Source organism: Mesorhizobium sp. WSM4307 (genome assembly GCF_007003945.1).
Lineage (GTDB): Bacteria > Pseudomonadota > Alphaproteobacteria > Rhizobiales > Rhizobiaceae > Mesorhizobium.
Window position 1 is genome coordinate 571,850 of sequence record NZ_VFTB01000001.1, and the last position, 12,669, is coordinate 584,518.

11 protein-coding genes are annotated in these 12,669 nt (G+C 63.2%); 1 reads left to right on the forward strand and 10 read right to left on the reverse strand.

Going from position 1 to position 12,669, the window contains the following annotated elements; translation table 11 throughout:
- Positions 1–3,186, reverse strand: a complete 3,186-nt coding sequence (locus FJV83_RS02580) for a multidrug efflux RND transporter permease subunit (RefSeq protein WP_179295771.1) — start codon at positions 3,184–3,186, stop codon at positions 1–3.
- Positions 3,187–3,666: 480 nt separating this feature from the next.
- Here FJV83_RS02580 and FJV83_RS02590 point away from each other — a divergent pair, with 480 nt between their 5' ends.
- Positions 3,667–4,257 (forward strand): TetR/AcrR family transcriptional regulator, encoded by a 591-nt coding sequence (locus tag FJV83_RS02590; protein WP_095771432.1) that lies wholly within the window; start codon positions 3,667–3,669, stop codon positions 4,255–4,257.
- A 334-nt stretch (positions 4,258–4,591) separates the two neighbouring features.
- On the opposite strand, the gene FJV83_RS02600 is transcribed toward FJV83_RS02590, so the two are convergent.
- From FJV83_RS02600 to FJV83_RS02635, 9 genes are all read right to left on the reverse strand, one after another.
- The gene (locus FJV83_RS02600; RefSeq protein ID WP_142884959.1) at positions 4,592–5,614 is read right to left on the reverse strand and encodes a LacI family DNA-binding transcriptional regulator; all 1,023 of its coding nucleotides are present in this window, start codon (positions 5,612–5,614) and stop codon (positions 4,592–4,594) included.
- A gap of 136 nt (positions 5,615–5,750) precedes the next feature.
- Positions 5,751–6,542, reverse strand: coding sequence for an ATP-binding cassette domain-containing protein (locus FJV83_RS02605; protein ID WP_095771113.1), 792 nt, complete (start codon positions 6,540–6,542; stop codon positions 5,751–5,753).
- 3 nt (positions 6,543–6,545) lie between these two features.
- Positions 6,546–7,532 (reverse strand): ABC transporter permease, encoded by a 987-nt coding sequence (locus tag FJV83_RS02610; RefSeq protein ID WP_095771112.1) that lies wholly within the window; start codon positions 7,530–7,532, stop codon positions 6,546–6,548.
- A gap of 118 nt (positions 7,533–7,650) precedes the next feature.
- Positions 7,651–8,586, reverse strand: a complete 936-nt coding sequence (locus FJV83_RS02615) for a substrate-binding domain-containing protein (RefSeq protein ID WP_095771111.1) — start codon at positions 8,584–8,586, stop codon at positions 7,651–7,653.
- Between the two features lie 225 nt (positions 8,587–8,811).
- Positions 8,812–8,943, reverse strand: a complete 132-nt coding sequence (locus FJV83_RS37505) for a hypothetical protein (RefSeq protein ID WP_280951219.1) — start codon at positions 8,941–8,943, stop codon at positions 8,812–8,814.
- Positions 8,944–8,960: 17 nt separating this feature from the next.
- Positions 8,961–10,118 carry a fumarylacetoacetate hydrolase family protein gene (locus FJV83_RS02620; protein WP_095771110.1) on the reverse strand — a complete coding sequence of 386 codons (1,158 nt, stop codon included), beginning with the start codon at positions 10,116–10,118 and terminating at the stop codon, positions 8,961–8,963.
- Between the two features lie 160 nt (positions 10,119–10,278).
- Complete coding sequence (locus FJV83_RS02625; RefSeq protein ID WP_142884960.1) at positions 10,279–11,178, reverse strand: aldose 1-epimerase; 900 nt, start codon at positions 11,176–11,178, stop codon at positions 10,279–10,281.
- On the reverse strand, positions 11,165–11,920 hold the full coding sequence (locus tag FJV83_RS02630) for an SDR family oxidoreductase (protein WP_095771108.1): 756 nt from the start codon (positions 11,918–11,920) through the stop codon (positions 11,165–11,167). The genes FJV83_RS02625 and FJV83_RS02630 overlap by 14 nt, the downstream gene beginning before the upstream one ends.
- A 15-nt stretch (positions 11,921–11,935) precedes the next feature.
- Positions 11,936–12,667 (reverse strand): ATP-binding cassette domain-containing protein, encoded by a 732-nt coding sequence (locus FJV83_RS02635; RefSeq protein WP_095771107.1) that lies wholly within the window; start codon positions 12,665–12,667, stop codon positions 11,936–11,938.
- Between the last annotated feature and the right edge of the window lie 2 nt (positions 12,668–12,669).

Consider the following 12,669-nt stretch of genomic DNA (forward strand, 5'->3'; position numbering starts at 1 on the left):
TTATTCGGCCGCTTCCGCCAGGGGAGGGAAGGCGGGTTCGGCAGTTGGTTCAGTATGCCTGGAGGCGGGTTCGCCGCTTTCGCGGCGCTCCCGCAACTGTTCGATGACCGCGTAGAAGACCGGCACGAACACCAGCGACAGGATGGTCGCGGCGACCATGCCGCCAAACACCGTGGTGCCGATCGACTGGCGGCTTGCGGCACCGGCGCCAGTGGCGAACATTAGCGGCAGCACGCCGAGGATGAAGGCGAAGGCCGTCATCAGGATCGGCCGCAGCCTGAGCCGGGCGGCTTCCATCGCCGCCTCGACGATGCTGAGGCCCTCCTCGCGTCGCCGCCTGGCGAACTCGACGATCAGGATCGCGTTCTTAGCCGCCAGGCCGATCAGCATGACGAAGCCGATCTGCGAGTAGACGTCGATCTGCATGCCGCGCACCGATAGCGCCGCGAAGGCACCGAACAAGGCCAATGGCACCGCCAGCAGCACCATGAACGGCATCGCCCAGCTCTCATATTGCGCCGCCAGGATCAGGAAGACGAAGACGATGGCGAGGCCGAAGACGACGGACGCGATGGATCCTGCCTTAAGCTCCTGGAAGGTGATGCCGGTCCATTCGAAACCGAAATCCCTGGGGAGCGCGGTGGCCGCCGCCCGTTCCATGGCAGCGACAGCCTGGCCCGAGGAGAAGCCCGGCGCGGCACCGCCATTGATCGAGGCCGAGGCGTTGTTGTTGTAGTGCGGCACGGTTTCCGGCCCGACGAACGGCACCAGCTTGCCCAGCGTGCTGAGCGGCACCATGCCGCCCGACGCGTTGCGTACATAGAGCCGCGAAATGTCGGCGGCGCCGGCACGTGCATCCTTGTCGGCCTGGATGGTCACCCGGAAGGTGCGGCCGAACAGGTTGAAGTCATTCACGTAGAGCGAGCCGAGATAGATCTGCAGCGTGTTGAAGACATCGGGCAGGTTGAGGCCAAGAAGCTTGGCCTTGCTACGGTCGAGGTCGTAGTTGAACTGCGGCGTCGAGGTCGAGAATGGCGAGAACAACTGCTGCGGATTGATTTCCGGCTGCTTGCGCGCCTCGGCGATCACGGCTTGCGTCGCGTCATTGAGGGCCGTGCTGCCGCGACCGGTGAGATCCTCGACGACGAATTCGAAGCCGCCCGTGGTGCCGATGCCCGGGATCGAAGGCGGATCGAAGGAGAGCGCGAAAGCTTCCGGAATCTGCATCAGCTTGCCGCGCACGTCGGCGACGAGCTTCGATGCGCTCTGGTCGGGGCCACGCTCTTCCCATGGTTTTAGGATGGCGAACTCGACAGCCGAGTTCGACTGCGCCGCACTGGTCAGGAAGTTCAGGCCGCTGATCGAGCCGACAATGTCGACGCCGGGCGTTGCCTGCAGGATGTCACGCGCCTTCTGGGCCACCGCGTCGGTGCGCTCGAGCGAGGCACCGTCGGGCAACTGGATGACGACGAAGAAATAGCCCTGGTCCTCGACCGGAAGGAAGGTCGACGGCAGTTTCTGCCAGACGAAATAGGTGGCGACCAACCCGGCGGCGAACAGGCCGAGCATGATCCAGCGCAGGCGGATCAGGAAGCGCACACCATGGGCATAGGCATGCGACAGCCTGTCGAAGCCGGTGTTGAACCAGCGGAACAGGAAGAACTGCGGCCCATGGCGATGACGCAGGAAAGCGGCACTGAGCGCAGGGCTCAGCGTCAGCGAATTGAAGGCCGAGATGCCGACCGAAATCGCCACCGTCAGCGCGAACTGGTTGTACAGCCGCCCCGACACGCCCGGAATGAAGGCAACCGGCACGAAGACGGCCATCAGCACCGCGGTGGTGGCGATGATCGGACCTGTGACTTCGGCCATGGCGGCCTTGGTCGCCGCCAATGGTTTCAGCCCGGCCTCGAGTTGTCGTTCGACATTCTCGACCACCACGATGGCGTCGTCGACGACAAGGCCGATCGCCAGCACCATGCCGAGCAAGGAGAGCATGTTGAGCGAGAAGCCCAGCATCTCCATGACGACCAGCGTCGCCACCAGCGACACCGGAATGGCGATGGTCGGGATGATGGTCGTGCGCCAGCTCTGCAGGAAGATGAACACCACGGCAACGACCAGCACCAGCGCTTCGCCGAGCGTGATCAGCACGTCATGCATCGACGCCGAGACGAAGCGCGTCGTGTCGTAGTGCATGGCATAGGACACGCCCTTCGGGAAACGCGCCGACAGTTCCTGCATCTTGTCCTTGACGCGCTGCTGAAGGTCGAGCGCGTTGGAACCGGGCATCTGGTAGACGGCGAGAACCACCGTCGGGTCCTTGCCGAAGAACGCCGAGGACGAATATTGCAGCGCGCCGAGCTCGATACGCGCGACGTCGCGCAGCCGCACCAGCGAGCCGGAGTCGGTGTTGGCGCGCACGACGATGTCGCCGAATTCCTTCGGGTCGCTCAGGCGCCCGACGGCGTTGACCTGCATCTCGAAGGCGGTGCCGGCGGGCGCCGGCGACTGGCCGATCTTGCCGGCCGCCACCTGGACGTTCTGCTCGGCGATGGCATTCTGCACGTCGACGGCGGTAATGCCGAGATTGGCAAGCTTGTCCGGATCGAGCCAGACGCGCATCGAATAGCGCCGCTCGCCGAAGATCTGCACGTCGCCGACGCCTTGCAGCCGCTTCAGCGGATCGACGACCTGCAGATAGGCGAGGTTCGACAGCGCCACCGGATCGACCGACTTGTCGGGCGAGGTGAGGTTGACGATGAGCACGAAGTTCGGGTTCTGCTTCTTGATCGTCACGCCGCCCTGGTTGACGATCGCCGGCAGCGAGGAGGCCGCCTGCGAGACGCGGTTCTGGACGTCGACGGCAGCGGTGCTCAGGGAGTAGCCGACATCGAAGGTGATGGTGATGGTCGAGGAGCCGTCATTGGAGCTCGTCGACGACATGTAGGTCATGCCCTGCACGCCGTTGATCTGCTGCTCCAGCGGCGTCGTCACCGTGTCGGCCACGACTTGCGCGCTGGCGCCCGGATAATGGGCGCTGACCACGACCTGGGGCGGCGTGATGTCTGGAAACTGCGAGACCGGCAGCAGGAAATAACAAATCGTCCCGGCGAGCACCATGATGATGGCGATCGCCGACGCGAAGATCGGACGGTGAATGAAGAAATTTACCACGACACACATGCCTCGCCGGCTGCTCTTGCCCGCCCGAAGGCGCTTGCAACTCTGGATAACTGGCCGTGCCCGTCACGGGAGGCTTCCCGTGAACGCAGCAACGGCACTTCGCGACGCTGCCCATCGGCAAGCGAACGAAGCATCTTCTCGAGGGCGCGGGGGTCGACCCCATCTGCCTTCATGACCAGCCGGATCATCGGATCCCGGACGGCCTCATCTATGGTAAGATCGCGGCGCTGTGGCATTGGCCGGCTCCTTGTCTGTCGATTCGCAGCCCATGCTCGCGAACCGTTTTCCATTTCCTCACCGGCCGGAGCCGCATGATTGGCAGTTTCTCGTCCGTCTCATCTGGCAGGACCAGTTCACGGCCTTGTTATTGACGACGGACGACGTAGGTGTTACCAGTAAGTAACATTCTGGAAGTTACAGACCGGTAACACCCTAGTCAAGAGGTGGCCGAGGGTTTTTTGGAAACGAAAGGAGATCATGATGACAGACGGCGTCGTGGAGCGCTCTCGTCCCAGGGATCGGATTCTGGAGACGGCACGCGACATGTTCCACAAGCATGGCATCAAGGGCGTCGGCGTCGACGCCATCACCGAAGCTGCCGGCACGAACAAGATGACGCTCTATCGTCACTTTGAATCCAAGGACGAACTGATCGTCGAGTGCCTGCGCGCCAATGCGGCCAAGGCCGGCGCCATGTGGGATGCTTTCGAGGCCGAGTTCCCCGGCGACAAGCTCGCGCAGCTGCATGCCTGGGTTCGCAAGGCGGCTGCCATGCTCAATGCCGACGGCCGCGGCTGCGACATGGCCAATGCCGCCGCTGAGCTGACTGAGCCGGACCATCCGGCGAGACTGGTGATCAAGGAGCTCAAGGAAGCCCAGCGCGAACGCCTGGTGGCGCTCTGCCGGGGTGCGGGCATCGGTCAGGCCGAACTGCTTGCCGATACGCTGTCGCTGCTGTTCGAGGGCGCCCGTGTCAGCGTGCAGACCGTGGGCGCCGAAGGCCCGAGCACGCAGTTCGTGCGCATGGCCGAAGGGTTGATCGTTTCCTTCCGGGGCACCGCCGCCGGTTGAAATCCGCCGCGGCTGTTGGCGATCTGCCGGTCGTATGACCGAGGCGATGCTCGGCGCCCTTTGGCGCGGGCGGCACAGGAATTTCCGATGCTGAATGAAAAAAGCCCGCTGCCGGGAGGAGGTGGCAGCGGGCTCGATTTTCGAATGTGGCGCGGGAGGAGGTGCACCCCATTCAGCGTCGGCATCGCATCTGGGAGGAGTAGATGGCCGACAACCAGAAGCTACGAGTTGCCCAATGATTCGGCAACAATGAATTGTGCATAGCAGCTGTGCAGATTTGCCGTGTCAATTATCAGACAAATCCAGGAAGCCGGCATTGCCAGGCGGTCTCGCTTCACTGCACCGGCACGTTTTCCCTGAAAATCAGGCGCGGCTCGATGAATTTCCGGGTGAGATAGGGCGCCGATGAGGCGATGGAGCCGAGCAGGCGGATGACCGACTGTTCGGCGATCAGCCTGGCGTTCTGGTCGATGACGACGTCGGCGAGGTCGTCGACGAGGTAGCCGCGCGTCTCCTTTGTAAGGTCGTGGCAGATGAACACCGGCTTGCGGTTGGGCCTGGCTTCCCGGATGGCTCTGGCAACACCGGAGCGTCCGGCCCCGACGCAATAGATGCCGAGCAGTTCCGGTTCGTTGTGCAGTGCCTTCATGGTCTCGGCGTAGCTGGCATCCGGTTCGTCGTTGATCTCGACGGCGCTGGTCACGGCGAGGTTGGGAAACTCCTCGCCAAGCACGGAGCGAAAGCCCATTTCGCGCTCCTCATGACCGCGGTAGGAGCGTGAACCGACGACCATCGCCAGATGGCCTTCGCGGCCGCCGAGGAAGCGACCCATCAGAAGTGCCGCCGTTCGGCCCGCAACCCGGTTGTCGATGCCGACATAGGCCGAGCGGGGAGCGGCCGGAATATCGGACACCAGCGTCACCAGGCGGATGCCGGTTTCGACGATGTCGCGCAGGATGTTGCGGGTTCGCGGATGGTCGATGGCGATGACACCGACGCCATTGGCCTTCAGCGACAGGTTTTCCACGGCGCTCTGCAGCGCGTTCGGCGAGATGCCGGCGAGGTTGTGGATCCGGCACGAAGCGACCAGCGGCAGGCGCGATGCATAGTCTTCGATGTGCCTTGCCAGATCCTGCATGAAGGCGTTGCTGCCGATCGGCAGGAAGAACTCGAGGTTTGCCGGTCTGGAGGGAAGCGTCACCTGATCGGCGACCGGCAGATAGCCGAGCTGTTTGGCGGCTTCCATCACGCGTTGCCGGTTGGCGGCGCTGGCGCCCGGCCGGTTGTTGAGCACCCTGTCGACCGTCGCGGTCGACAGCCCGCAATTCCTGGCGATGTCGGAGACGGTGGCCTTCATGCCGCAACCCTACGCGCCGATGCGATGACGCGCCAGATAAGTGATTTCGCAGCCGATGCGATCCGACGGACGGGTGATTGACACCCATCGCCGCCATGCGCATTGAGCCGCTTCGGCAAGACGGATCCGCCCGTCCTCAGTGCGACGGCCTGCCGTCGGCGACGGCGTCGCGGATTTCCTTGTCCGACATGCCGGTGATGATCCGTTCGACCTCCGTCACGGTTGTCTTCTTCGGGTCGATGTCGTCGGCGACCACCTTGCCCCGGCGCATGACGACGATGCGGTCGACCACCTGGAAGACGTGATGGATGTTGTGCGCGATGAAAATGCAGGAATGGCCGGAATCGCGGGCGCTGCGCACGAAGCTAAGCACCCCTTGTGTTTCGGCGACGCCGAGATTGTTGGTCGGCTCGTCGAGGATGATGAGGTCGCTGTCGAAATGCATGGCGCGCGCGATCGCCACCGCCTGGCGCTCGCCGCCGGAGAGCGAGCCGATCGGCGTCGTCGGTGGAATGTTCTTCGAAATGCCGACCTGTTTGAGCAGGTCGCGGGCGACGTTGTTCATCGCCTCCTGGTCCATGCGGTTGAGGAAACGCGGCGGCTTGATCGGCTCGCGCCCGAGGAACAGATTGCGGGCGATCGACAGTTGCGTGACCAGCGCGGAATCCTGGTAGATCGTTTCGATGCCCTGCGCGATGGCATCGCTGGTGCTGCGCAAGGTGACCTTCTTGCCGCGGATGAAGATGTCGCCGCTGGTCAGCGGCACCGCGCCCGACAAGACCTTGATCAGCGTCGACTTGCCGGCGCCATTGTCGCCGAGCAGGCCGACGATCTCCCGCTCGTTGACATGGAAATTAGCGTCCACAAGCGCCTGCACGCGGCCGTAGGACTTGCGGATGTTCTGCATGCGGATCAATGGCTCGGCCATGGTTCAAGTCCCTGCCTGGTGCCGGCGTTCCAGCCATGAGTGGAGCGCCATCATGCCAAGGATGATCGCGCCGATGAAGATATTGTAGGCAAGACCGGGCACGCCGATCAGCACGATGCCGTTGCGCATCACGCGCAGGATTAGGATGCCGAGCACGGTGCCGATGATGGTCCCGCGTCCGCCGGTCAGCGCCGTGCCGCCGATCACCACCATGGCGATGACTTCGAGTTCGTAGCCGGTGCCGCTGTTGGGATTGGCGGCCGACGTGCGCAGCGAGGAGATGACGCCGGCCAGCGAGGCCATGAGCGACGACAGCACGAACAGGCCGATCTTGACGCGGTTGACATTGACGCCGCGGGCACGCGCCGCGTTGGGATTGCCGCCCGCCGCCTGGATCCAGTTGCCGGTCCGGCTTTGCGTCAGCACATAGCCGAGCGCGATCGCCGCGGCGATGAACCAGAACAGCGACATGTAGATGCGGAACGGCCCGATGAAGAAGTCGCCGACCAGCGCTTCCGCCAGCCAGCTGCCCTCGGCGCTCCAGGTGCGCTGCGGAAAACCGTCGGTGATGAAAAGCGCACTGCCGCGCACCACCAGCAGCATGCCGAGCGTCACCAGGAAGGACGGGATCTTGAGCTGCGTGACGAACCAGCCATTGACCAGACCGATCAAGGCGGCAACCACCAGCGCGACGACGAAGCCCATCTCCAGCGAGGTGACGCCGCCGTTGAACAGCGTCCACATCAGCACTGGCGAGAAGCCGAACAGGGATCCGACGGACAGGTCGAATTCGCCTGATGTCATCAGCAAGGTCATCGCCAGCGCGATCAGGCCGAGCTCGACCGTGAAGGCCAGCGTGTTGGAGATGTTCTGCGGCGACAGGAAGTCGTGGTTGAAGCCCCAGAAAACGCCGATCTCGACGATGAGCAGCACGAAGGGACCGAATTCGGGCCGCGCAATCAGGCGTTGGACAAGCGAATGATTTTCCACTGGGAACCCGCGACATGGTTGGAAGGGCCGCGATCTCCACCGCCTCGGATGGATGGTCGCGGCGCAAGCAGATATCTGGCGCCGCGTGCCAGATGGGTGCGGCGCCAGGGACCGCGGTTTATTTGCCGGACAGGATCTTGTCGTAGATGCCGGCGGTGTCCTTCTCGTAAAGCGCGCCGGTGATGACGTTGAAGCCCGGGGGAATGCCTGACGCCGCCATGTTGGCGAGCGACAGCGCGACATAGCTGGTCGCCTGCGGGTCCTGCCACTGGCCGGCATTGACGTAGCCGTTCAGAACCTCCTGGGTAGTGTCGAGCGAGTTGCCCCAGCCGACAACAGGGATTTCACCCGGCTTGACGCCGACCTGGTCGAACACCCGCTTGATCGAGCCGGTGACGAGGTCGCCCAGCCCGATAACGGCCTTAACCTTGCCCTTGTGGGCGGTGAGGTAGTCGACCATGCGATTGATCACCTCGGCCTGGTCGAGCGTCGCTTCGGTCACTTCATAGGTGATGCCGAGCGGTCCGAAGACGCTCTTGATGCCTTCCTCTTCCTGGACGCCATAGGTGGCGCCGGGGACCTCGACCGGCATCCAGACGAAGTCGCCCTTCTTCACCAGGCCCTTGTCGACCAGATACTGCGCCCAATGCTTTCCGAAGGTGACGTTGTCGCCGCCGACATAGGCATTGAAGTTGGCTTTTGGATCGGGCGTATTGAAGTTGATGATCGGGACGTTGGCCGCGCGGGCTTCCTTGACGATCTCGACGAGGCTGCCCGGATCGGGGCTGGTGGTGACGATGCCGTCGGCCTTGGCCGAGAGGGCGGCGCGAACCGCTTCCTGCTGGGAGGCAACATCGCCATTGTGGAACGAGGTGTTGACGGTGTTGCCGGTGTCCTTGGCCCATTGCTTGGCCCCGGCCAGGAAGTAGGTCCAGACCGGGTCGGCGGGGCCGCCATGCGAAATCCAGTAGAAGGTCTTGGCCTGCGCGGCTGCCGGAATGACCGTCAGCGCGACCAAAAGGCCGTAGAGCACAAGTCTCAGTCTTGTCAGCATTTGATTTCCTCCCGGTTGAAGATGATCCGTCCCTGTTCCGGCGTCGGCCGGATTGCGTCTTTTGCCAGCGCCGCTCGGATGCCTCAGAGCATTCCCTTTTTCGACGGATGGCAAGCCTCCATCTGCAGATGTAGTTGGCGCCTGACGCGACGCCATCAACGGTCCCATCAGATTGCATCAGTCGGGGTGATTTTTCAGGAGCGGTCGGATGATTGGCGGCGAGGCTCAGCCGGGCGGATTGTCCGCGCTGTGTCCGGCGCGCCAGCGGCGTCGCAGCCGGTCGATCGCCAAGGCAAGCACGACCGGAGCACCGGTGGTGAAGGCGGCCCAGATGGCATCCACGCCAAGCAAGGTCATGGCGTTTTGGATAGAGTCTAGATCAGATCGGCCTTTGCCAGGTCACGCATGAGATGGCTGGCGCCGTAGGTCCAGTGCGGGCAGTCGGGCGACAGCCGCACCCGGTTGACCAGCGCGCCGAATTTTTCCGATGAGATGGTGACGATGTCGCCGACCTTGTGGGTAAACCCCTTGCCCTTCTCGCCGCGGTCCTTCGACGGCACGAACATGGTGCCGAGATAGAGCGCCAGCCCGTCCGGATACTGGTGGTGCGGACCCATCGCGGCGGCAACGAGCTCTTCGGGCGAACGGCTGATCTCGGCCATCGAGCTTGCGCCCTCCAGCGAAAAGCCATCCTCGCCCTCGACCTTGAGGCGCACGACCGCCTTCTTCACGTCGTCGATCGAGAAGGTGTCGTCGAACAGGCGGATGAAGGGTCCAAGCGAGGCCGAAGCATTGTTGTCCTTGGCCTTGCCGAGCAGCAAAGCGGAACGCCCTTCGACGTCGCGCAAATTGACATCGTTGCCGATGGTGGCGCCGACGATGCTGCCGCTCGAGGCGGCGACCATGGCGATCTCCGGCTCCGGATTGTTCCAGGTCGACACCGGGTGCAGGCCGACATCGGCGCCGAAGCCGACCGACGCCATTGGCTGGCACTTGGTGAAGATCTCAGCATCGGGGCCGATGCCGACTTCCAGATATTGCGACCAGGCGCCGCGCGCGATCAGCTTGGCCTTGATCTCCATGGCTTCCGGCGAACCGGGCTTGAGCTTCGACAAATCGTGGCCGATCAGCCCGGCAATGTCGGCGCGGATGGCGTCGGCCTTTTCCGCCGAGCCGCGCGCCTGTTCCTCGATCACCCGCTCTAGCAGGCTGACGACGAAGGTGACGCCCGACGCCTTGACCGCCTGCAGGTCGACCGGGGAGAGGAGATAGGGTTTGGCCTGATCGCGCCCGGCTGCAAAACTATTGGCCGCGATGTCGTCGAGCGAGCCGATCGGCTTGCCCTTGGCCGAGCGCACATGCCCTGCCGGATCGGCCATCTCGCAGATGTCCCGCACGGTCGGCGCCTCGCTCGACGTAATGTCGAAGACGGTGCCGTCACGCACCGTGACCACCAGGGGATGGGGCACAGCCGGTGATCGAGCGCGGCCGAGAAAGACGCCATCGTCAGGCAGAAACGTCATGTTTGTCATTGCACTCTCGTTATTGCGCAGGATGGTTCGATGTTATGAGGTGCGCATGGCCTCTTCAAGCCGACACGCCCTGAAGCAGCATGTGCCAAGCGACGGACGATCAACGGAAATGGCCTTTGCCACCATGCCACTGCACCGCTTCGCGACTTCCGATCTGGCGCTATAGCTCACCCCAGCGTAACCGCAAATGCGCGCTTGTCGATCCGCCTTTTTCCAGCGTCGTCAGGCCGCTGCCGTGATGGGCGTCCACCACATGTGAAACGGGTTCGAAGCAGAAGAAATCAGCGTCTCGTGCCGGTGAATAGAGGACGAAGACATTCAGCGAGGGCGACGCCTCGACCGTGAGGGCGATGGCGTCGTCCGGCTGGATGATCGAGGCGTGCCCGTTCCAGCCTTCGAAGGCATTGTTGACCCAGGCGTCGGGAAGCGGCGCGGCTTGCGAAAAGTCCCAGTCCGGCCGGGAGGCCAGCGGCACCACCCCCGTCGGCAGGTGTCGTTCGTCTTCCAACCAGACACTGTGCGCCGATGCTTGCAGCAGAGTGCGCGGGCGGCGCGGAAACCAGGGGTGGAAGCCGAGCCCGTAGGGCAGGCGGATGGCGGCTCGGTTTTCGACAGCCAGCACGGCGGACAGCGCGCCTTCCTCCAATGCATAGCGGACGCTTGCATGGTAGCGGTAGGGTCCGATCGCCCCATCCTCCAGAGCCAGCTCGATTTCAGTGCCGGTTCGCCTCGTCAACCGCCACGGTCTTTGAAATGCGTCGCCGTGGAGTGGGAACCGCTCGCCTTCGACATTGGGCTCTATCGCATGGAAGCGCCCGTCAAACTCGAAGCCTCCACCGGAAATGCGGTTTGACCAGGGAGCCAACAGTTGAGACCCGAACTTCAGCAGGCCTCTCGATGGCTCAAGCAGAGGCGTAGGTGCTCGGCCGGGGCGGAGAGCGTCGTAGCGCAGGATGGCGGCGCCCTCGCGGGGACACACCACAAGGCTTGCACGCCCGTCGGCAAGTTCGATCTCATCGCCATTTGTCATTGAAGGGCCGCTATGGCTACCATCCGCCATCGATGTTGATGTTCTGACCGCTGATCATGTCCGAGGCCGGGGAGACGAGGAACAGCACGAGATCGGCGATATGCTGCGGCTCGATGCGTCGCTTCAGGCATTGGTTGGTAAGGATCCAGTCGTTGTATTCCTCGAGCCGTTCTCCGAAGACGCGCTCCTCTGCCTCGGAAACGACGGCGCCTGGCGACACCGCGTTCACGGTGATGCCGTGTGGTCCCAATTCCCGCGCCAGCGACTTGGTGAGTCCCAGCATGGCTCCCTTCGAGGCCACATAGGGCACGTAGCCGTCCCAGCGGCCGTTCAGCGTCACCGAGCAGAAATTGACGATCCTGCCCTGGCCCTTCCTCTTCATGCCAGGCGCGCAAGCGCGCGCCAGCGCGAAGGCGGCTGACGAATTCACACGGATCTGGTCCTCGTACTCGCCAAGTGAGAATTCCTCGAACGGACGGTTGATGATGAGCGCCGCGTTGTTGATCAGAATATCGATCGTGCCTTCTTCGTCGGCGAGCGCCTTGACCGCTGCCTCGGCTTCGGCCAGCTGGTTCAAGTCGCAACCGACATAGACGATCGTACCTTTGTTTGTCGCCGCCAATTCCGCCGCGATCTTAGGCCCTTCCGCATTCTCCGGCCGGTCAAGCAGAAGCACGCGCGCGCCAGCGCGGGCAAGCGCGGCAGCCTGGGCGCGGCCGAGCGAACCCAGACCACCCGTCAGGAGCACGACTTTACCGGAAAGGTTCGTCATCACCGTTCCCGCTCCTCAAAGCACGTTGTGAACTTCATCGATGGAGGTTTCCTCGATGCGCTTGTCGAGAACGACCTCGCCGCGCGCCATCGCGACCACACGATCACAGCAATCAAAAACGTGATGCATGTTGTGGCTGATGAAAACGCCGGTCACCCCTTGCGCCTTCAATCCACGCACAAAGCCGATGACCTTGCTGGTCTCCTTGACCGAAAGGTGATTGGTCGGCTCGTCGAGGATCATCACCTTCGACTTGAAATGCATGGCTCGCGCGATGGCGACGCCCTGCCGCTGGCCGCCTGACAATTCACCGACCAGTGCGTCGGGCGAGCGCAGATGCAGGTCGACATTGGCGATCGCCTTGATGCTCTCGCTGGCCATCTGCTTTTGATCCAGGATGCCGACGCCGAATACGGAAAACAGCGTCGGTTCGCGGCCGATAAACAGGTTCCTGGCGATCGACATGGTGGGGACCATCGAATTGTACTGGTAGATGGTCTCGATACCGAGGTTCATCGCGTCGCGCGGCCTGGCGATTCGCACTGGTCTGCCTTCGACCAGGATCTCGCCCTCGTCGGCGGTGTGGACGCCTGACAGAATGTTGATGAGCGTCGATTTGCCGGCACCGTTGTCGCCGACCAGCCCAAGTGCCTCGCCTCGCTTCAGGTCGAGGCTCACGCCCTTCAACGCATGGACGCCGGAATACCATTTGTGAAGATTGCGGACGGAGATGATTGCGTCTTCCATGG

Excerpts from the sequence above, each read along its gene's own strand:
- FJV83_RS02580 (WP_179295771.1), bottom strand. The coding sequence starts at position 3,186 with ATGTGTGTCGTGGTAAATTTCTTCATTCACCGTCCGATCTTCGCGTCG.
- FJV83_RS02590 (WP_095771432.1), top strand. The coding sequence starts at position 3,667 with ATGACAGACGGCGTCGTGGAGCGCTCTCGTCCCAGGGATCGGATTCTG.
- FJV83_RS02600 (WP_142884959.1), bottom strand. The coding sequence starts at position 5,614 with ATGAAGGCCACCGTCTCCGACATCGCCAGGAATTGCGGGCTGTCGACC.
- FJV83_RS02605 (WP_095771113.1), bottom strand. The coding sequence starts at position 6,542 with ATGGCCGAGCCATTGATCCGCATGCAGAACATCCGCAAGTCCTACGGC.
- FJV83_RS02615 (WP_095771111.1), bottom strand. The coding sequence starts at position 8,586 with ATGCTGACAAGACTGAGACTTGTGCTCTACGGCCTTTTGGTCGCGCTG.
- FJV83_RS37505 (WP_280951219.1), bottom strand. The coding sequence starts at position 8,943 with ATGACCTTGCTTGGCGTGGATGCCATCTGGGCCGCCTTCACCACCGGT.
- FJV83_RS02620 (WP_095771110.1), bottom strand. The coding sequence starts at position 10,118 with ATGACAAACATGACGTTTCTGCCTGACGATGGCGTCTTTCTCGGCCGC.
- FJV83_RS02625 (WP_142884960.1), bottom strand. The coding sequence starts at position 11,178 with ATGGCGGATGGTAGCCATAGCGGCCCTTCAATGACAAATGGCGATGAG.
- FJV83_RS02630 (WP_095771108.1), bottom strand. The coding sequence starts at position 11,920 with ATGACGAACCTTTCCGGTAAAGTCGTGCTCCTGACGGGTGGTCTGGGT.
- FJV83_RS02635 (WP_095771107.1), bottom strand. The coding sequence starts at position 12,667 with ATGGAAGACGCAATCATCTCCGTCCGCAATCTTCACAAATGGTATTCC.